This is a genomic window from Pararhodobacter sp., from assembly GCF_034676545.1.
GTDB lineage: Bacteria > Pseudomonadota > Alphaproteobacteria > Rhodobacterales > Rhodobacteraceae > Pararhodobacter.
In genome coordinates, this window is record NZ_JAUCBZ010000015.1 from 2857123 (window position 1) to 2876257 (window position 19135).

The 19135-nt window shown below is 63.0% G+C and carries 18 protein-coding genes; 13 read left to right on the plus strand and 5 right to left on the minus strand.

The window, feature by feature from the left end:
- Positions 1-34: 34 nt before the first annotated feature.
- From VDQ28_RS17450 to VDQ28_RS17470, 5 genes are all read left to right on the plus strand, one after another.
- Entirely contained in the window at positions 35-1372 is a 1338-nt protein-coding gene (locus VDQ28_RS17450; RefSeq protein ID WP_323037139.1) for a sensor histidine kinase, read from the plus strand.
- Positions 1345-1728 (plus strand): hypothetical protein, encoded by a 384-nt coding sequence (locus VDQ28_RS17455; RefSeq protein WP_323037140.1) that lies wholly within the window; start codon positions 1345-1347, stop codon positions 1726-1728. Before VDQ28_RS17450 ends, VDQ28_RS17455 begins: the two co-directional genes overlap by 28 nt.
- Positions 1658-2389 (plus strand): ABC transporter substrate-binding protein, encoded by a 732-nt coding sequence (locus tag VDQ28_RS17460; protein WP_323037141.1) that lies wholly within the window; start codon positions 1658-1660, stop codon positions 2387-2389. The genes VDQ28_RS17455 and VDQ28_RS17460 overlap by 71 nt, the downstream gene beginning before the upstream one ends.
- A gap of 26 nt (positions 2390-2415) precedes the next feature.
- A complete protein-coding gene (locus VDQ28_RS17465; protein ID WP_323037142.1) occupies positions 2416-3876 on the plus strand; it encodes an amidase in 1461 nt (486 codons plus the stop codon).
- A 98-nt stretch (positions 3877-3974) separates the two neighbouring features.
- The gene (locus tag VDQ28_RS17470; protein WP_323037143.1) at positions 3975-5492 is read left to right on the plus strand and encodes a malonyl-CoA synthase; all 1518 of its coding nucleotides are present in this window, start codon (positions 3975-3977) and stop codon (positions 5490-5492) included.
- Here VDQ28_RS17470 and VDQ28_RS17475 read toward each other — a convergent pair.
- Together VDQ28_RS17475 and VDQ28_RS17480 are read right to left on the minus strand one after the other, a co-directional pair.
- A complete protein-coding gene (locus tag VDQ28_RS17475) occupies positions 5489-6655 on the minus strand; it encodes a DUF1501 domain-containing protein (protein ID WP_323037144.1) in 1167 nt (388 codons plus the stop codon). The genes VDQ28_RS17470 and VDQ28_RS17475 overlap by 4 nt on opposite strands.
- Before the next feature lie 2 nt (positions 6656-6657).
- Entirely contained in the window at positions 6658-8019 is a 1362-nt protein-coding gene (locus tag VDQ28_RS17480; protein WP_323037145.1) for a DUF1800 domain-containing protein, read from the minus strand.
- Positions 8020-8217: 198 nt separating this feature from the next.
- Between VDQ28_RS17480 and aroQ the strand changes: the two genes are divergently transcribed.
- The 8 genes from aroQ to VDQ28_RS17520 all read left to right on the plus strand — a co-directional run bounded on the left by aroQ (position 8218) and on the right by VDQ28_RS17520 (position 15568).
- A complete protein-coding gene (gene aroQ, locus VDQ28_RS17485; protein ID WP_323037146.1) occupies positions 8218-8655 on the plus strand; it encodes a type II 3-dehydroquinate dehydratase in 438 nt (145 codons plus the stop codon).
- Between the two features lie 211 nt (positions 8656-8866).
- A complete protein-coding gene (locus VDQ28_RS17490; RefSeq protein WP_323037147.1) occupies positions 8867-9661 on the plus strand; it encodes a crotonase/enoyl-CoA hydratase family protein in 795 nt (264 codons plus the stop codon).
- Position 9662: 1 nt separating this feature from the next.
- Complete coding sequence (locus VDQ28_RS17495; protein ID WP_323037148.1) at positions 9663-10136, plus strand: MarR family transcriptional regulator; 474 nt, start codon at positions 9663-9665, stop codon at positions 10134-10136.
- The gene (locus VDQ28_RS17500) at positions 10133-11014 is read left to right on the plus strand and encodes an amidohydrolase family protein (protein WP_323037149.1); all 882 of its coding nucleotides are present in this window, start codon (positions 10133-10135) and stop codon (positions 11012-11014) included. The genes VDQ28_RS17495 and VDQ28_RS17500 overlap by 4 nt, the downstream gene beginning before the upstream one ends.
- A gap of 122 nt (positions 11015-11136) precedes the next feature.
- Positions 11137-11871: a PIG-L deacetylase family protein gene (locus VDQ28_RS17505; protein ID WP_323037150.1), complete on the plus strand. Its 735-nt coding sequence runs from the start codon at positions 11137-11139 to the stop codon at positions 11869-11871.
- Positions 11872-11897: 26 nt separating this feature from the next.
- Positions 11898-12569 (plus strand): 4-carboxy-4-hydroxy-2-oxoadipate aldolase/oxaloacetate decarboxylase, encoded by a 672-nt coding sequence (locus tag VDQ28_RS17510; RefSeq protein ID WP_323037151.1) that lies wholly within the window; start codon positions 11898-11900, stop codon positions 12567-12569.
- Positions 12562-13629: a 4-oxalomesaconate tautomerase gene (locus VDQ28_RS17515; RefSeq protein ID WP_323037152.1), complete on the plus strand. Its 1068-nt coding sequence runs from the start codon at positions 12562-12564 to the stop codon at positions 13627-13629. Before VDQ28_RS17510 ends, VDQ28_RS17515 begins: the two co-directional genes overlap by 8 nt.
- Before the next feature lie 211 nt (positions 13630-13840).
- The gene (locus tag VDQ28_RS17520) at positions 13841-15568 is read left to right on the plus strand and encodes a SulP family inorganic anion transporter (protein ID WP_323037153.1); all 1728 of its coding nucleotides are present in this window, start codon (positions 13841-13843) and stop codon (positions 15566-15568) included.
- A 61-nt stretch (positions 15569-15629) separates the two neighbouring features.
- Here the strand turns inward: VDQ28_RS17520 and VDQ28_RS17525 are convergent, their stop codons facing one another.
- The 3 genes from VDQ28_RS17525 to VDQ28_RS17535 form a co-directional block, all read right to left on the minus strand.
- Positions 15630-16763 (minus strand): glycosyltransferase, encoded by a 1134-nt coding sequence (locus tag VDQ28_RS17525; protein WP_323037154.1) that lies wholly within the window; start codon positions 16761-16763, stop codon positions 15630-15632.
- Positions 16744-18354 (minus strand): hypothetical protein, encoded by a 1611-nt coding sequence (locus tag VDQ28_RS17530; RefSeq protein WP_323037155.1) that lies wholly within the window; start codon positions 18352-18354, stop codon positions 16744-16746. Before VDQ28_RS17530 ends, VDQ28_RS17525 begins: the two co-directional genes overlap by 20 nt.
- A 113-nt stretch (positions 18355-18467) precedes the next feature.
- A complete protein-coding gene (locus VDQ28_RS17535; protein ID WP_323037156.1) occupies positions 18468-18962 on the minus strand; it encodes a flavin reductase family protein in 495 nt (164 codons plus the stop codon).
- Positions 18963-19135 lie beyond the last annotated feature (173 nt).

The window sequence follows — 19135 nt, forward strand, 5'->3', positions numbered from 1 at the left end:
CAGACGGCGACCCGCCAGCCTGAGGCGGCGCCTCGTGGTGCAGTTGATCGCCCTGTCGGCGGTGCTGGCGCTGATCCTCTATATCGCCGTCCGCGTGGGGGCCGAGCGCGCCTCCGAGGCCACGCTCGACGGCATTCTGGGGGCGGCGACCCTGGCCATTGCCGAGGAATTGCGCAGCGTCGAAGGTGGGGCCGAACTGGAGCTTTCGCCCGGCACCTTCTCGATGTTGGCGGCCATGGGCGAGGAGCGGATTTTCCATCGGCTCAATCTGGGCGGGTTGGCGGTGACCGGTTATCCGGATCTGCCGCTGCCCGATGAGACGCCCAGCGCGCTGACTGCCGTGTTTTATGATGCACCCTACCGCGATGCCGACCTGCGCTTGGCGGCGGTGGGGCGCAGCCTGATGATCGACAATCGCCCGACGCCCGTCCTGGTGATCGTCGGCCAGACCCGCGAAGGACAGCGCGCGATTGCACAGCAACTGGCGAACCGGGCGGCGGCGCTGGGTCTCGCGGTGTTTCTGATCGCCATACCGCTGAGCCTGCTGGCCGCGGGCACCCTGTTGCGCCCCATCGCGCGCCTGGCCGAGGCGGTCAGCCGGCGCGGCGGGCATGATCTGCGCCCGGTTCACCATCAGGCCCCCGCCGAGTTGCAGCCCCTGGTCGCGCAACTCAACGCCTTCATCGCGCGCTTGCGCAGCACCCTGACGCAAACCGAAACGTTCATTGCCGAGGCCGCGCACCACATTCGCACCCCCTTGGCCACGCTGCGTTCCGAAGCCGAGATCGCCCTGCGGCAATCCGATGACGAACCCACCCGCATCCACCTGCGCAACATGATCCGCGCGACCGAGGAAAGCGCGCGGTCCGCCAGCCAGCTTCTGGACCACGCCACCGTCGTGTTCCGCGCCGAACAACACGCCAAGGATCGGGTCGATCTGGGCGCGATGACGGCGGCGCTGGTGGCACGGTTCAGACCCACCGCCGACCTCAAGGACATGCAATTCACCGTCACCTTGCCCGATGAAAGGCTGGAAACAGTGGGCGATGCCGTGTTGATCGAAGCGGCCCTGCGCAACTTGCTGGACAACGCGCTGAAATACTCGCCCGCCGACAGCACTGTGAGCATAACCGTGCAGCGCGATGGTGCCTTTGCGCGGCTGCGCGTTTGCGACGAAGGAAGCGGGCTGAACGGCGAGACCCTGCCCGTTCTGTCACAAAGATTCCGGCGCGGCACGAATGTGGGCCAGATCGTCGGCTCAGGGCTTGGGTTGACCATCGTCGCCGAAACCGTGGCCGCCATGCAGGGGCGGTTTGAACTGATCGACAGAAAGGAGGGCGGCACATGCGCAACGCTCTGGTTTCCGCTTTAGGCGTCCTTGCGCTGCTGATGCTGTTCAGCCCTGCGCACGCCTTTGACATCGAGGACGAGCGGCGGTTTGGCCCCGCCGATGCCACGCGCGAGATTACCGTCCTCTCGACCACCGATATCGCGCTTTTTGCACCCTTGGCAGAGGCATTTCTGGCGCGCACGCCCGGCGTTGCCCTGCACTATGTGCAGGCCACCAGTCATCAGGTGCACGCCGCCATCGACACCGAACATGCGGGTTTTGATCTGGTCAGTTCCTCGGCGATGGATTTGCAGATGAAGCTGGCCAATGACGGATTCAGCCGCCCGCTCCCCCTCGGATATCATTGCCGCCCTGCCCGATTGGGCACGCTGGCGTGATCGTCTGGTGGCGATTGCGCAAGAGCCGGTGGTCCTGCTGCTGGCCACCGACGCCCTGCCCGAGGGCACGCCGCCGCCCCGGTCGCGACGCGACCTGATCGCCCTGTTGCGCGACAATGCGCCGATTTTCGAAGGCCATATCGGCACTTACGATCCGGTCATTTCAGGCGCGGGCTTTCTGTTCCTGACCCAGGACGCCCGCATGTCCGATACCATCTGGCGTCTGGCCGAGGTGATGGGGCGGCTCAATACACGGCTGTTCTGCTGCTCGGGCGACATGATCGACCGGTTGCGCAGCGGGGATTTGCTGATGGCCTATAATGTCTTGGGTAGCTACGCGGTGGCGCGGCTGACGCCCGAGGACGGCGTCGAGGTGATCTTGCTGGAAGATTTCACCATCACCCTGCAACGCACGGCTTTGGTTCCCGCAAATGCCGCAAACCCTGACCTTGGCGTCGCGCTGCTCCGGTTTCTGCTGTCGCCAGAGGGTCAGGCCATTCAGGCACAAGCCACCGGGCAGCCGCCCCTGACCGCCGAGGCCTTTCGCCGCCAACCCCATCTGCGCCCCATTCGGCTGGACCCCGGGTTGCTGGCCCATCTCGACACGATGACCCGCACGCGGTTTCTGGCGGAATGGACTGCGGCGCTGGACCAACCCTGACCTTGTTGCCCGCATAGGAGGCCTCGATGACCCGTCCAACCACCCGATTTACCGGCCCCGATCTTTGTGCCCTCTCCGCGCGCGAGGCGGTGCGCTTGCTCAAACGCAAAGACCTCTCACCCGGCGATGTGCTGGCCGCCGCCGAAGCGCGCATCAAGCAGGTCGAACCACAGGTGAATGCCGTGGTGATCCGGGCCGGCGCGCGGGCGCGACAGCAGTTGGACAGCCTTGCAGGTTTTGCCGACCAGAACACCGATGAGCCGGGTTGGCTGGCCGGATTGCCAATTGCGATCAAGGACTTGACGCTGGTCTCTGACCTGCCCGCGACCTTTGGTTCCGCGGCCCTGAAAGACCAGATCGCCACCCAAAGCGACCCGCTGGTTGAACGCCTTGAGGCACGCGGCGGCGTGATCGCGGGCAAGACCAACACCCCCGAATTCGGCGCCGGCGGCAATACCTGGAATGCGGTGTTCGGGCAAACGCGCAACCCGTGGAACACGGCGCGCAATGCGGGTGGCTCCTCGGGCGGGGCGGCGGTCTCGTTGGCGACGGGCGAGGTCTGGCTCAGCCACGGCTCGGATCTTGCGGGCAGTCTGCGCACCCCGGCGGCGTTGTGTGGCGTGGTCGGGCTGCGGCCCACACCCGGCCGCTGCGGTGGCGGCCCTGCGGCGACGGCCTTTGCCATCGAGGGGATCTCCGGGCCAATGGCGCGCGACACCCGCGATCTGGCGCTGTTTCTCGATGCGATGGCCGGCTATGACCCACGCCAACCGATCAGCCTCGAGGCCCCGTCGGTGCCGTTTCAAACCGCGATCATGGCCCCGGATCGCCACTTGCGCATTGCCTTTGCCGAGGATCAAAACGGCTTCGCACCCGTCGAGCCTGAAATCCGCACGGTTTTGCGCCGCGCGATGGAACAGGTGCAATCGGCAGGTCATGGCGTTGATCAGGCCTGCCCGGACCTGCCTGATCTGTACCGAACCTATATCACCTTGCGCGGGGTGCATTACGGCAGCATCAACGCCTATCTGCCCGCCCATGTGCAAGCCGCGTTCAAGGACACGCTGCGCCAGAACGCGGAAACCGGGCGAAATCTGACCACCGCGCAGATTTATGACGCGATGCGCCAGCGCACTGTCCTGTACCACATCATGCGCCAGTTCCTTGAGCGCTACGACGTGCTGGCGATCCCGGTTATCGGGCTCGAGGCCGGTCCGGCGGAGCAGGAATATCCGCTGTTTGTCGATGGTCAACCGATGCTGGATTATGTGGATTGGCTGCGGTTTTCCTTTCTCGCGACGACCACCGCCCTGCCCGCCCTGTCGCTGCCCGCGGGGTTCACCCGCAGCGGCATGCCGGTGGGGGTGCAACTGATCGGCCCGCCGCGTGGCGAGGCGACGTTGCTGCACGCCGCGCGCCAGATCGAGGATATTCTGGCGCTTCCCGCCCAGCCGATCGACCCGATGCCTGCGCGCCCCACAGGCTGACAGCATCCCCTCTACGCATCTCATCGAGCGGCTTGTACTTTGGCCGCATCCTGCGAAACTGCCCGGCAAACCACCTGAGAAACCACCTGGAACACCTGATGCCAAACCCCCTCTTTGATACGCTCTTTGCACCGCTCGAAAACCGCGCAACGCCCGTGTTGATCCTGCCGGACGGCACAACGATCAGCGGCTCGGCGTTTTTTGCGATGATCGCGCGGGCTGCGGGGGCCTTGCGGGCCTGCGGCGTCGAACCCGGCGACCGGGTTGCCGTGCAAATCGCCAAAACGCCCGAGGCGCTGGCGGTTTACGGCGCGGCGGTCGCGGTGGGGGCCATTTTCTTGCCGCTGAATACCGCCTATACCCCGTCCGAAGTGGCTTATTTCGTCGGCAATGCCACGCCGAAACTGGTGCTTGGCGATCCCGCGCAAATCGACGCGCTGACCCCGATCACCGCCCGGCATGGCGCAAGGCTGATGGCCTTGGGGGCGGACGGCACGGGGGATTTCACCGATCTCGCCAAGGCCCAGCCCGACGACATGACCGTTGCCAACCGCACCGAGGACGATCTCGCCGCGTTCCTCTATACCTCGGGCACCACCGGGCGCTCGAAGGGGGCGATGCTGTCGCAACTGAACCTGTTGTCGAATGCCCGGGCGCTGGTTGATCTGTGGCGCTTCACGGCCGATGACGTGTTGCTGCACGCGCTGCCGATCTTCCACACGCATGGGCTGTTCGTGGCGACGCATGTGGCGCTGCTGTCGGGCGCGTCGATGGTGTTCCTGCCCGGCTTTGACCTTGACACCATGATCCGCCTGATGCCGCAAGCCACCAGCGTGATGGGCGTGCCGACCTTCTACACACGGTTTCTGGGTGACCCGCGCTTCAACCGCGACTTGACGGCACATATGCGGCTGTTCATCTCGGGCTCGGCGCCGTTGCTGGCCGAAACGCATCTGGACTTCGAGGCCCGCACCGGTCACCGCATTCTGGAACGCTACGGCATGACGGAAACCAACATGATCACCTCGAACCCCTATGACGGCGAGCGCCGCGCGGGCACCGTGGGCTTTCCATTGCCGGGCGTCGAGGTCAAGATCACCGACCCCGCCACCGGCGCGACTTTGCCGCGCCGCGAAACCGGCATGATCGAGGTGCGCGGCCCGAATGTGTTCCAAGGCTACTGGCAAATGCCCGAAAAGACCCGCGAGGAATTGCGCGAGAATGGCTATTTCCAGACCGGCGATCTGGGGGTCGTGGATGCGGGTGGCTATCTGTCGATTGTCGGGCGGCAAAAGGATCTGATCATTTCGGGCGGGTACAATATCTATCCCAAAGAGATCGAACTGGTTCTGGATGCGCAACCCGGCGTGCTGGAATCCGCCGTTGTCGGTGTTCCGCATCCCGAATTCGGCGAAGGCGTGCTGGCGGTTCTGGTGCCGCGAGAGGGTCAGGGGCCCGACGTCAACGCCATCGAGGCCGCCCTGAAAACCCAGCTTGCGCGGTTCAAGCAGCCCAAGGGCTATGTGATCCGCGACAGCCTGCCACGCAACACGATGGGCAAGGTGCAAAAGAACGCGTTGCGAGAGGCCTATGCGGATCGGTTGACCAAGGGCTAGAGGCGGATCAGCCCGCTCATTGGCTCCGAGGCCAGGCTATCGGGAAAGACCACCTGCTCCACATAGCCCGCGTCCAGCCCGAGGTGGTCGATCAAGACCGCCTTGAACAGGCTCTCGCAGTCGTTGCGTGCGGCGACGTCGCGCCCCTCGAACAGGGCGCTGGCTGACAGGCCCGGCCAATCGCCAGCGATACGCCCGCCCGTCACCGCACCCCCCGCGATCATCGCCAGCCCGCCCGTGCCGTGATCGGTGCCCTGATTGCCGTTTTCACCCGCGGTTCGGCCAAATTCCGACGCGACCACCACCACGGTGTTGGCCCAGTCGCGTCCCAACCCGCTGCGCAGGTCCAGAATCCCTTGCGTCAACCCGCCCAGCAAGCGGTTCAAACGCCCACGTTGCCCGGCATGGGTATCCCAGCCGAGCATCTCCATCGCGGCAATGCGCGGGCCGGTCGGGCGGGTCAGAAACTCAGCCGCAACCCGCGCCGACACCGCGAAATCCTGATTGGCCAGCGGTTGATTGGTCATGCCGGTCATCTCCGGGTCGGGCACATCCTGCGCGTCGTTGAAGGCGCGCGCAAACAGCGCATCCGTGCGGTACAGGGCCCCAAGCCGCGCCAGAAAATCGTCATCCACCTCGGGCAGAGGTGAATTCGCGTAGGTCTGGATTTCGGCCTCGCCCTGCAAGATCAGCGGCACAGTTGGCCCCAGCGCCAGCCCCAACCGACGATCGCCGCCGTTCAGCCCGATGATCGCGCGGCTCAGCCAGCCGTCGCGCGCGCCAAACGGGCGACCCGAACCATTCTCGAGCACGTTTTGCCCGTCAAAATGCGACCGGTTCCGGTAGCGCGTCGAGGCGGCGGGCACGAAGGACAGCTCACCCGCCTGGTACAGCGGAAGCAGCCCGGCCAAGGCCTCGTTCAGCCCGAAATAGCCGTCGAGACTGATCACCTCGGACGCGCCCAAGGCCAGCCGGGGCCGCAACTGCCCATAGCGCGGGTCGCCAAACGGGGCCAAGGCGTGCAACCCGTCCAACCCGCCGCGCAGAAAGATGAACACGAACCGTTTGTCACCCGGCGTCGTGGCAAAGGCCATGCGGGTCGCGCCCGAGGTCGCCAAAAGCCCGGCGCAGGCACCCTGCAAAAACGCGCGGCGATGCAGCATGGCTATCTCCTTTGAAATTCGGGGCTGACGAGGATCATCGCCAACGCAGCATCCCCTGACGGCGCGCGCGCGACCCATTGGTGCAGGTCATCACTGGCAACCGGGCCGACGACATCATCGAGAAACTGCTGCGGGATCAGTGACGCCGGCAACAGGCCAGAAAACCGGCGCGCCCATTCGATCCGCCGCATCAGGGCCTCGGGCGCGATCCAGTGGCCTGCGGTATCGCCCCAGCCCGCGGGTGACGGCGCGGCAAAGGGGAAATGCCCCATCAGGCTGAGCGGCTGAAAAATATCCTGTTGCGTGGCCCGGATGCGCCCTGCCGCACGATGCACCGCGATGACATATTCATAGGCCGTTTTCACCTTGGCCAGCGGGTCCGCCCAAGCCTGCGGCAAGGCGACGACTGCGCGGGTCACCTCGGCCAGATCGCCGTCAGTGTCTTGAAAAACCTGCGCGATTTGCGCCACCGCATCGGCGGGCGGATCATCGGCCACGAAATGCCGAACCAGTTTGGTGGCGATATGGCGCGCCGTTGCCGGGTGGCGCGCAAGGTCGTCAAGCACCGCCATCCCCTCGTCGGCACCGTTTTCATCATAGCGCCGCCCCAGAATGATCTTCGCCCCCGGTTCGTGATAGTCGGGCCGGAATTCAAACCCGCCTTGCACCGGTCTCTGATCATTGGGATAGCGCACCCCGCCATGCGTCCAGCCGGTGATGACCTTGGCAAAGGCCACGATATCGTCCTGAGAATAGCCGCCATCGACGCCCAAAGTATGCAGTTCCAAGATCTCCCGTGCGAGGTTTTCGTTCAGGGCGCTTGGGTTGCCGCGCCGCGCGCGTGCTTGCCCGGCCTGCGAATTCGGACCGACGGACCAGGTGTTATCTAGATACACGATCATGCAAGGATGGCGCACGACGGCCTTGAGCATCTCCGCAAACCGCCCGAAAACCTGCGGCAGGATAACCTCGCGCTCATAGGCCGGAATCGCCGGCGCGATGAGCCGCTGGGTGTTCGACACCGTGAAATGATTGGACCAGAACATCACCATACGGTCCACAAAAGGCCGGTTCGAGGCAATCATCAGCCGCGCGCGCGTGACCAGCGACGGGTTGAACTCTTGCCGATAGCCCCAACGGATCGCCGCGCGGCGCGCCTCGGGGCTTTCAAGGTTGGCCTCGAAGATCCGACGCAAGATCTCGTGCGACGTCTGACGGTTGCGATAGAGGCGCGGCGCGGTCTGGTGCGGCGTGATCTGCGCCAGAACCCAACCCAAAGGGTCATTGCCGATGCGTTCCGCGTCACCCGGTGCGGCGCCCAAGCCAAATCGGTTGAGGGCGATGAAACTTGCAATATCCCGCATGGCACGCCCCTTCGATCCCAAAACCCTGTCGCTGACCCAGCCGTCGCGGATGATTGCGCTCAGTTCTACACCACACCGTGCCATTTGTGATCTGCGAATGCCTCAACTCGTTGTGACGTCTCCCAAAGGCCGGGCTGGCGCGATTGGCCCGGTACGGGTATGCTTTGCGAAAATCGGCTGAGATGTCAGGCACCTGTGATGCGCAAAACGATCTATATCCTGAACGGACCCAACCTCAATCTGCTGGGGAAACGCGAGCCCGAGATTTACGGTCACGAGACCTTGGACGATGTGCGCGCCGCCTGTGTCAAGGTCGGCGCGGCCAGCGGGTTGCAGGTGGAGTTGATGCAATCGAACTGGGAAGGGCAGATCGTGGATTGGATCCACGACGCCCGCGATCAGGCTGCCGGGATCATCATCAACCCCGCCGCGCTGACGCATACCTCGGTGGCGGTTCTGGATGCGTTGAACAGCTTTTCGGGGCCGGTGATCGAGGTTCACATCAGCCAGGTCCACAAGCGCGAAGCCTTTCGCCATCACTCCTATGTCAGCCAGCGCGCCGACGCGGTGATGGCCGGGTTTGGTGTGCATGGCTACGCTTTGGCCATGCAGCATATGGTAAAATTGCTGGCCTGAGCCGGCCTCGCCCGAGGTTGCTCGATCGACGCGAGCAGCAGCGCACCCGTTCCAGCGTGGCGCGGGTGTTGCGGTAAACCCTCGGTGGCCGCCAGCGGTTGCATAACGCCGCAATCGCGTCAGCCATCCTGCAATCAAGTGCCAAGATTAGTTTACATGGAAACAGTTTGCGAGATACTAAGCAGGGAATCACGAAAGGCGGATTGGGGTTATGATGGAGTATGTGACGCTGGAGTATCGGGGCGATGTGGCGCTGGTTGGATTGAACCGGCCGCAAAAGCGCAATGCGATTTCGGATGCGTTCATCGAGGAACTGGATCAGGTCATCACCGAGGTCGAAACCCGTGCCAGGGCGGCGGTTATCCATGGCCATGGCCCGCATTTCTGCGCGGGGCTAGATCTGGCCGAGCATGTCAAGAAAACGGCCTTCGAGGGGGTGCATGGTTCGCGTCGCTGGCACGCGGTGTTTGGCCGCATTCAGCGCGGCAAGCTGCCGTGGTTCGCGGCGCTGCACGGTGCGGTGGTCGGCGGCGGGCTGGAACTGGCCTCGTCGGTGCATGTGCGTGTGGCCGATGAAACCGCGTTTTTTGCGTTGCCTGAGGGTCAGCGCGGCATCTTTGTCGGCGGCGGTGCCTCGGTCCGGTCGGCGCGCCTCATGGGGGTCAGCCGCATGACCGACCTGATGATGACCGGCCGGTCCATTGATGCCGCGACCGCCGAACGCTGGGCCATCGTCAACTATGTCGTCCCCGAAGGTCAGGCGCTGGAGCAGGCGGTCAAACTGGCGGCCCAGGCGGCGACCAACGCCGAATTGTCGAATTACGCGATCATCCACGCTCTGCCCCGGATCAACGACATGGCCTCGAATGACGGGCTGTGGGTGGAAAGCCTGATGTCCTCGCTGACCGCCACCAGCCCCGAGGCCGAGGAGCGCCTGAACGCCTTCTTGTCCAAACGCGTGGCCAAAGTCACCCGCCCCGCGGCACAGGATGGCCCCGGATCATAAGATGAACGCACCGCGCCCCATCACCACGGACGATGACGCCCTTGATATGGGCACCTTGAGCCACTCCCTGGGGCTTCTGGTCCGTCTGGCGCAGGTGCGGATGTATGATCTGTTTTTTGCCGCGTTCGAGGGCACCGATGTGCGGCCCGGCGAGATCAGCATGCTCTGGATGCTCGACCTCAACCCCGGCGTGCGCCAGGGGGCGGTCGCGCGGGCGTTGCAAATCAAACCCGCGCATATGACCAAGCTGGTCCAGCAGCTGGTCAGCGCGGGCCATATCACCCGGCGCATCCCACCCGAGGACCGCCGATCTGTGCGGTTGTCCCTGACCGATCCGGGCCGGCAACGCCTTGAAGATCTCAAGCCGACCTTCCTGGCACTCCACAGCGCCGAAAGCGCCGACCTGACCCCACAAGACGCCGCGCAGCTGCGCCTGCTGTTGCACAAACTCGCCTTCCCCAAGGACCAGCCATGACCATCAACCTTGACGAGATCATCGCGATCGACTTTCACACCCACGCCGAAGAGCCCTGCGACGCGTGCCGCGATGACGGATACAACGAATTTCAGGCGGGGATGGCCAAGTATTTCAAGAACCCGGCGGGGGCCTCGGGCATGTTGCCGACCATTCAGGAAACCGCGCAATATTACCGCGACCGCAAGATCGCGGCGGTGATTTTCCCCGTGGATGCCGAGCGCGAAACCGGGTTCCGGCGCTATCACAACGAGGACGTCGCGCAAATCGCCGCCGAGAATGACGATATCCTGATCCCGTTTGCCTCGATTGATCCGCACAAGGGCAAGGCCGGGGTGCGCGAGGCCCGGCGTCTGGTGCGCGAGTTCGGCATCAAGGGGTTCAAGTTCCACCCGACGATGCAGGGCTTTTACCCCAACGACCGCATGGCCTATGATCTTTACGCGGCGATTGCCGAGGAAGGCGGGATCACCCTGTTCCACACCGGGCAGACCGGCGTCGGATCGGGGATGCGCGGCGGCATGGGGATGCGGCTGAAATACTCGAACCCGATGTATCTCGATGACGTCGCCGTCGATTTCCCCGACATGCCGATCATCCTCGCGCATCCGTCCTTTCCCTGGCAGGAGGAGGCCCTGTCGGTCTGCCAGCACAAGCCCAACGTCTATATCGACCTCAGCGGCTGGAGCCCCAAGTATTTCCCTGAAATCCTTGTGAAATATGCCAACACCATGCTGAAGAAAAAGATGCTGTTCGGCTCGGACTGGCCCGCAATCACCCCCGACCGCTGGCTGGCGGATTTCGAGAAATCAGACTTTCGAGACGAGGTACGCCCCCTCATCTTGAAGGAAAACGCAAAGAGATTGCTGAAACTCTGAGCACATCGGCAGGACGTCAGGACGAAGCGCCCATAGCACAAACTTATGCCGCGACACGGCTTTCGCATTTGATATGTTGCGCCGGAACCTTCACACTCGGCGCAACGTTTCGGAGGGAATCCATGTCTGCCAAGAAAACTGCACTGATCGTCAGCGCCCACGCCGCTGATTTTGTCTGGCGCTGCGGCGGTGCCATCGCCCTGCATGCCGAGATGGGCTATGACGTCACCGTTGCTTGCCTGTCGTTCGGCGAGCGCGGCGAAAGCGCCAAGCTTTGGAAACAACCCGGCATGACGCTGGACAAGGTCAAGGCCGCGCGCCGCGATGAGGCTGAAAAAGCCGCCGTCGCGTTGGGTGTGCACGACCTGATCTGCATGGATCTGGGCGACTATCCGATGGATTTCACCCGCGAGAGCCGTTTTGCCTTGGTCGATATCATGCGCAAGGTTCAGCCCAGTTTCATGATGAGCCACTCCAAATGGGACCCGTATAACTCGGACCACATGCAAACCACGCAGATCGTGCTGGAGTGCCGCTCGACGGCGCAGGCCTGGGGCCACAATCCGGGCGAAAAGGTCCTGGGCGCGCCGCAGGTCTATCTGTTCGAGCCGCATCAATCCGAACAGATGGAGTGGAAGCCCGACACCTTCCTCGATATCACCCCCGTCTGGGACAAGAAACGCGCCGCCATCGAGTGCATGCAGGGTCAGGAACACCTGTGGGATTTCTACACCCGCGTCGCGCAAAACCGCGCCAACCATTTCAAGCGCAACTCGGGCGGGCAATCGGGCGGACGCGATTGCAAATACGCCGAAGGGTTCCAGTCGATCTTCCCGCGCACGGTTGACGAGCTGTAAACACCACACCCAGAAAGGCCACCCCTATGCCTGTTGTTGTCCAGAACATCGAACGCGCCGACCCGGCGATCATCGAACGGCTTGGCCGGGCCGGGGTGGCCACGGTGCACGAATCCCAAGGTCGCAGCGGCCTGATGCGCGCCAACATGCGGCCCATCCAACAAGATGTGGCGATTGCCGGATCGGCGGTCACCATCTCTGCCGCACCCGGCGATAACTGGATGATCCACGTCGCGATCGAGCAACTCAAGGCGGGCGACGTGCTGGTCCTGGCCCCCACCTCGCCCTGCGACATGGGTTATTTCGGCGATCTGCTGGCCACCTCCGCGATGGCGCGCGGTTGCCGCACGCTGATCATCGACGCCGGCGTGCGCGACACCCGCGACCTGCGCCGCATGGGGTTCAGTGTCTGGTCCACCGCCGTCTCCGCGCAGGGCACGGTCAAGGAAACCTTGGGGTCGGTGAATGTGCCAATCGTTTGCGCCGGTGCCCTGGTCAACCCCGGCGATATCATCGTTGCCGATGATGATGGGGTTTGCGTCGTGCCACGGGCGGAGGCGGAAACCGTGATGGCCGCCGCGCAAAAACGCCTCGATGCCGAAGAGGCCAAGCGTCTGCGCCTTGAGGCTGGCGAATTGGGTCTAGATATCTATGACATGCGGGGCAGATTGGCCGAAAAAGGCCTGAAATATGTCTGACCCGGCGGTCGATGGCATTCCCTGCCTCTGGATGCGCGGCGGCTCGTCCAAGGGCGCGTATTTCCTCGCCTCGGATATGCCGTCGGACCCTGCGGCGCGCGACGCCTTATTGTTGTCGATCATGGGCAGCCCCGACCCCCGCCAAATCGACGGCATTGGCGGCGCGGACCCTTTGACCTCCAAGGTGGCGATCCTGTCGCCCGCGTCGCGCCCCGATGCCGATGTCGATTATCTGTTCCTTCAGGTTTTTGTGGATCAAGCCTTGGTCAGCGACGCCCAAGGCTGCGGCAACATTCTGGCCGGGGTCGGCCCCGCCGCGCTGGAGCGCGGCCTGCTCGCGGCACAAGGCGCGGAAACCCCGGTGCGCATTCACATGCTCAACACCGGCGAGGTCGCCCTCGCACGGGTGCAGACCCCCGGTGGCCGCGTGCGCTATGATGGCACCGCCTCGATTGATGGCGTGCCCGGAACCCATGCCCCTATCCCCTTGATGTTTCAAAACATTGCCGGTTCCATGTGCGGCAGCCTCTTGCCCAGCGGGAACGCCGTCGACGTCTTTGACGGCATCGCCTGCACCTTGATCGACAACGGTATGCCCTGCATCATCATGGATGCGGCCGATTTTGGCCTGACCGGAACCGAAAGCCGCGAATATCTCGACGCCGATACGGCCCTCAAAGCCCGCCTCGAATCGATCCGCTTGCAGGCCGGACCGATGATGAACCTCGGCGACGTCTCGGACAAATCGGTGCCCAAGATGACGCTGGTCTCGGCCCCGACCCAAGGCGGCGTGATCAACACCCGCAGCTTCATTCCGCACCGCTGTCACGCCTCGATCGGGGTTTTCGCGGCGGTCAGTGTCGCGACGGCCTGCACCCTGCCCGACAGCCCGGCCGCACGCGTGGCGACGATGCCCAGCGACGGCAAATTCCGCATCGAGCACCCCACCGGCGCCGCTGAGGTCTTGATCGACATGGACGCCACAGGCACCGTCATTGGCGCGGGCACACTGCGCACCGCGCGCAAACTTTTTGACGGACGCGTCTTCTCCGGACAGTAATCCACGACTCTGCATGGAGTGTGGGGGCGGGCCGAGGTATCGCCCGAAACGCTCAATTCGCAAGAAGCCTTGCGTTTCTTGGTCGCCCGTCATATTTGGTATCTTGAATATGTTTTATACGAGATCACGCCACCTTCCCCGGTGCGCCTGCTTGATTCATGCCGACCGGCGCACATGAACTGCGCCTCATAACCCGCTGAAGGGTCTAGAGATGTATGATCGTCTAACAAAATACCTGCCAATTTTCGACTGGGGCCGCGATTACAATCGCGAGACCTTGTCAAACGACCTGATCGCCGCCGTGATCGTCACCATCATGCTGATTCCACAATCGCTCGCCTATGCGCTGCTGGCCGGCCTTCCGCCAGAAGCGGGCATCTATGCATCGATCGTGCCGATCATTCTTTACGCAATGTTCGGAACTTCGCGCGCCCTCGCCGTCGGCCCGGTCGCGGTTGTCTCCTTGATGACGGCGGCCGCAATCGGACAAATCGCCGAAACCGGCACCATGGGATATGCCATCGCCGCCTTGACCTTGGCGTTCTTGTCGGGCGCGATCTTGCTGATCATGGGGGTGTTCCGACTGGGTTTTCTGGCGAACTTCCTCAGTCATCCGGTGATCGCCGGGTTCATCACGGCCTCCGGGATTTTGATCGCTGCGAGCCAGCTCAAGCACATTCTGGGCATCTCGTCCCATGGTCATTCCCTGGTCGACGTGGTGTGGACATTGCTTCAAAATCTGGGCGACACCAACGTGATCACGCTGGTCATCGGTGTCTCCGCCACCGCATTTTTGTTCTGGGTACGCAAGGGGTTAAAGCCTAGACTTCGCGCACTTGGGCTGGGGCCGAAACTTGCTGAAGTGCTCACCAAAGCCGGGCCGGTCGCCGCCGTTCTGGTCACCACTTTGGCGGCATGGGCCTTTGGCCTTGATGCGTGGGGCGTCGATGTCGTCGGTCAGGTACCCCAAAGCTTGCCCCCCTTGACCGTGCCGTCGTTCGAACCGGATCTCATCGCTCAATTGTTCGTCCCCGCGCTGCTGATCTCGATCATTGGCTTTGTGGAATCGATTTCCGTCGCACAGACACTCGCCGCCAAAAAGCGCCAACGGATCGACCCGGACCAAGAACTGATCGGGTTGGGCGCGGCCAATATAGGCGCTGCCTTTACAGGGGGTTACCCGGTGACGGGTGGCTTTGCACGGTCGGTTGTGAACTATGATGCCGGTGCCGAAACACCCGCCGCCGGAGCCTATACGGCGGTCGGCCTGGCCATTGCCGCCGTGGCGCTGACGCCCTTGGTGTTCTACCTGCCCAAGGCAACGCTGGCCGCGACAATCGTGGTTGCGGTTCTGTCTTTGGTCGATTTTTCGATCCTGAAAAAGACCTGGAACTACTCGCGCGCCGACTTTTTCGCGGTTGCCGCCACGATCTTGCTGACCCTGACGTTCGGCGTGGAAACCGGCGTTTCGGCGGGGGTGATCTTGTCGATTGGTCTGCATCTTTACAAGACATCGCGGCCTCATGTCGCCGAGGTTGGTTTGGTCCCCGGAACGCAGCATTTCCGTAACGTCTTGAGACATAAAGTAGAAACGGACGACACCTTGCTGACTCTGCGGGTCGATGAGAGCCTGTATTTCGTGAACGCGCGTTTTCTCGAGGACCTGATTCAAGATCGCACGGCCAAAGGATCACCGATCCGGAACGTTGTCTTGATGTGCTCGGCGGTCAATGAAATCGACTTTTCCGCCCTCGAAAGCCTCGAGGCGATCAATCTGCGGCTGACCGAGTTGGAGATCGGGTTGCATCTGTCCGAGGTGAAAGGCCCGGTCATGGATCGGTTGCGAAACTCTCATTTTCTTCAACACCTGAACGGACGGGTTTTTCAGGCTCAATATGATGCGTGGCAGGCACTTGTTCCGGCCGCAAAGGCCGTATGACCCGCGCTTTGGACGCGTGCTGGAGGGCGACGCTCGCCCGCTTCGGGTTTGCCCGAGTTCGTTATTCAAAGAGCGGCTTCATGACCCGTGCAAATTTGTCAGACAATAGCCAATCATGCACAACTTCAAAGGCTTGGCGCGCGATCCTCTCTCGTGTCGGCTCATCAGCGACCAAGGCACGGACCGTCTCGTCAAAATCGGAAAGGTCCCATTTCAAAGGGACATAGGTTTCCCAGGGCACGAAGATATCGGGATTGGTTTCAAGATGGCTCATGTCCGGCTTGAGCAAGACCGCCCCCGCCATGACGGATTCGTAATCGCGCCAGCACACTTCACCATATCCGAACGGGCTGAACCCGATCTTGGAGCGCCGCATTTCAACCATGAAGCGCGGCAAAGGCACGCCTTCCCCCTTGAGCACGGCAAGATCCGCGATATGCGTGAGCGCGTCTTCGGCCTCGGCGCGCATCGCCTGATACCACGGCGTCCCGCCCACGGCGAAACGCCCATGCAGATCAAACGGCCGATCCGTGACGGGCGGTCTGGACCCCGTCAGCGCTGGCAGGATCCCCGGTGCCGTCGCAAAGGACGGACCGATCAGCAGCTTTTCCATGAATCCGGCAGGAATTTCAAAGCACTGCTCCGGTTCCTCAAACCCGAAACGCCGATTGTAGGCGTCGGTCAGATTGGTGTCGCCGCGTGTCGGTTTGCCGTATTGCGCCCGGTCACGCAGCACATGCTTTTTGATGTAGAGATCCACCAACGGGTTCATCCGGGCGGCGTTGCGAAGGTCGGTCGGTGCGAACCAGTCCAGACAGCCGATTTTCGCGCCCGGGTTCTCGGCTTTCAACCGCTCGATCAGGCGGAACAGGTCGGCATCGGCAATGTCGAACGGGGTCTGAAACAGGACGACGCTTGCCGCCTTGGCTACCTGCGGTTTTCCGGCCAGAACATCCCAGAGATCAGCCTCGCGCACCTCGGCGCCATAGAGGCGCTCCAGGTCTGCGGCGTAATGGTGAAACGGGAAAACCTGACTTTGCGGGATGCGTTCGGGCTGGGTGACCAGCAAAAGCCGCTCTTTGGCGCCAGCCGAAAACGGCCGTCCCATTGCCTTGGCACGCAGCGTTTCTGCGCGCCGCTTGCGCGCGAAGATTCGCAGCCGGTTCAAGAGGACTTCAGCGGCCGAGATGGACATGACTGACCACTTTCTCGCCTTTTGCGGCGGATTTTGACAGCGTCGCACCCAATGCAAGCAGCCGTTTGGCCTCGGCGCTGTCCATGTTACTGACAAAATCACGATGCAGGCGGTAAATATCGGACGGGCCGCGCCGGAGCGGGGTGGCTTGCAGCGCCGCCGCAATCCCGCTTGCACGACGTCCCTGCCCTGCCATTGCGGCAATTCGCACCGTATCCAGTGCATTGGCAAACCGGCTGGCCCGCAGACGCGGCATCGGCTGACTGGTAAAGCCCACGGCAAACGGGATGTCAGCAATTTGCGGATAGGCGCGCGCAATCGCATCATCGTGCAGCATTTGATCGCAGGTCACCGACCAGGGCAGCGACAGGCCCAGATCCACGAAATCCGGGTCGAGATAGGGGCAGAACACCATTGCCGCGCCGCCCATAACCGCCGTGGAAACAAAGGAAATTTCGCGGCGCGTGCGATGATAGAACCAGAACGCCTGATACGGGTCGGGCGCGGCGTCATAGGCCCGGACGGCGGTGGCGATGCGGTCGATTGCGGCGGCCTCCAACGCGGGCGAGAACACCGCGCCTGCGCCGCCGTGATGGCCGTGACGGCTGATCACGCCACCATGGCCGTCGGCCATGCCGCGTGCGATTCCCTCATAGTCGTCGCGGCGCGCGCGTTCCATGAAGCCGGCCGCCCAGTCATCCGGGTTGGTCAGAATATCCCCGCCGATGCCGTCGATTGCCGCCGCGGCGCTGCCGCTCAGATAATCGTGCATTGGCATCATCTGGGCGTGTTCATCGGCGCAAAGCTGGGTCATCAGAAGGCCACGCAGGCTGTCACGCAGACGTTTGCGCGGATGGCCGAGGATCGCATGGCGAACGCCGACCCGGTCCGCCACGGCGCGAGCGGCCTGAACCTCGTTGTTCAGCGCGCGCCCACCATGATGAAAGGTCAAACAAGTGTCCGGCTTGCGCCCCTGGTAAACCATCTCCATCAGGATATGACGCGAGTCGCGCCCCCCCGACAAAGGCAGCGCAATCGGCCCATCCCAGGCGTGCAAAAAGCGGCGAATGGCGGCGCGGGGCACCTCGATAAAGGCCTCGACGGCATTCTCGCGGCTGATCTTCTGTGCCTGCGGCACGGGCTCGCCGCCCTCGATGCGGGCGCGACCGTTTTGCCAGATCAAGCGGCCATTCGGCGGCAAGACCTTGATATGCTCAAAGGGTGTATCGTTGCCGACAAAGAAGCCCACGCGGTGAAAAACCGCCATGGCGACCTCGTCAACCGTGGCGTCGGCCCCCTGCGCCAGAAGCTGAACAAGCGATGGCGAAACAGCGACTTGATCGCCTTTGACATAGACAAAAAGGCTGAAATACCCCAAGGGCTCAACCTGCGCCGTCAGCGTCGCGCCGTCCCATGTCCATTCGCCCCACAGGCCCCGTGGACGCGCATCGCCGGGAACCGCCATTCGGTGACCGACAAAAGCTGACGGCTGGCCGGAAACCAGCGGGTACCCCAGGGATCGGTCAATAAAGACGAAGGGCGCATCGGCGCCGTCATCAATCCACGGCCGCGATTGTGTGCTTGTCGCCATTGCACCGAAACCGGCACCATGATGGGTTTGAGAGTTCACTGCTTTGGTCCCCAAATCTACGCCGGGTAATACATCGAAATATGCCCGCCCGTTGCGGGCAGCAACTGCTCTGGTCAGGATGACCATTGCCCAAACCGGCCGCCATGAAAGAGCAACGGTGCGCCAGGAGTATGCTGCGCGGCCAAAACCCGGCCCACGACAATGGCATGGTCGCCACCCTCATGGACGGCTTCTTGCCGGCATTCAAACACGGCCAGGCATCCCTGAAGGATCGGCACACCCTGGGCGTTCATATGCACATCTGGCAGGTCAAAATCATGGCCTTGCCGCGCAAAATGCCCGGCCAACTCGGCTTGCTCGGCGCCCATGACGTGAATGGCGAAATATTGCGCGCTGGCAAAGGTGGCAAACCTGCGCGAGGCGCGGGCGGGCGACCAAAGCACCAATGGCGGATCAAGCGACAGCGACGCGAAACTGTTCGCCGTGATCCCCAAGGGGCCACGCGCGCTTTGTGCCGTGACAACCGTAACGCCGGTCGCAAACGCCCCGAGGGCATCGCGAAACTGACGCCCGGTTCTTGGGCCGGGTATGAAAACATCAGGGGGCATGGCGTCTTTCATCCGAGGCACGCGTGCAAAAGTCATAGTGGTGTCCATATGCGCTATTTGCCCCAAATTGCCAGCAAAACGCGGCCATTTTACGGCAAGATTTCCATCATGCCGTGTTCCGCGCATGATGGCTCGACAAAGGATCAGCGTCAGGCTAGCGTCGCGCCATCCCC

Coding starts and splice junctions, on each gene's coding strand:
- VDQ28_RS17455 (WP_323037140.1), top strand. CDS start 1,345: ATGCGCAACGCTCTGGTTTCCGCTTTAGGCGTCCTTGCGCTGCTGATG.
- VDQ28_RS17460 (WP_323037141.1), top strand. CDS start 1,658: ATGACGGATTCAGCCGCCCGCTCCCCCTCGGATATCATTGCCGCCCTG.
- VDQ28_RS17465 (WP_323037142.1), top strand. CDS start 2,416: ATGACCCGTCCAACCACCCGATTTACCGGCCCCGATCTTTGTGCCCTC.
- VDQ28_RS17470 (WP_323037143.1), top strand. CDS start 3,975: ATGCCAAACCCCCTCTTTGATACGCTCTTTGCACCGCTCGAAAACCGC.
- VDQ28_RS17475 (WP_323037144.1), bottom strand. CDS start 6,655: ATGCTGCATCGCCGCGCGTTTTTGCAGGGTGCCTGCGCCGGGCTTTTG.
- VDQ28_RS17480 (WP_323037145.1), bottom strand. CDS start 8,019: ATGCGGGATATTGCAAGTTTCATCGCCCTCAACCGATTTGGCTTGGGC.
- aroQ (WP_323037146.1), top strand. CDS start 8,218: ATGCGCAAAACGATCTATATCCTGAACGGACCCAACCTCAATCTGCTG.
- VDQ28_RS17490 (WP_323037147.1), top strand. CDS start 8,867: ATGATGGAGTATGTGACGCTGGAGTATCGGGGCGATGTGGCGCTGGTT.
- VDQ28_RS17495 (WP_323037148.1), top strand. CDS start 9,663: ATGAACGCACCGCGCCCCATCACCACGGACGATGACGCCCTTGATATG.
- VDQ28_RS17500 (WP_323037149.1), top strand. CDS start 10,133: ATGACCATCAACCTTGACGAGATCATCGCGATCGACTTTCACACCCAC.
- VDQ28_RS17505 (WP_323037150.1), top strand. CDS start 11,137: ATGTCTGCCAAGAAAACTGCACTGATCGTCAGCGCCCACGCCGCTGAT.
- VDQ28_RS17510 (WP_323037151.1), top strand. CDS start 11,898: ATGCCTGTTGTTGTCCAGAACATCGAACGCGCCGACCCGGCGATCATC.
- VDQ28_RS17515 (WP_323037152.1), top strand. CDS start 12,562: ATGTCTGACCCGGCGGTCGATGGCATTCCCTGCCTCTGGATGCGCGGC.
- VDQ28_RS17520 (WP_323037153.1), top strand. CDS start 13,841: ATGTATGATCGTCTAACAAAATACCTGCCAATTTTCGACTGGGGCCGC.
- VDQ28_RS17525 (WP_323037154.1), bottom strand. CDS start 16,763: ATGTCCATCTCGGCCGCTGAAGTCCTCTTGAACCGGCTGCGAATCTTC.
- VDQ28_RS17530 (WP_323037155.1), bottom strand. CDS start 18,354: ATGGCGACAAGCACACAATCGCGGCCGTGGATTGATGACGGCGCCGAT.
- VDQ28_RS17535 (WP_323037156.1), bottom strand. CDS start 18,962: ATGCCCCCTGATGTTTTCATACCCGGCCCAAGAACCGGGCGTCAGTTT.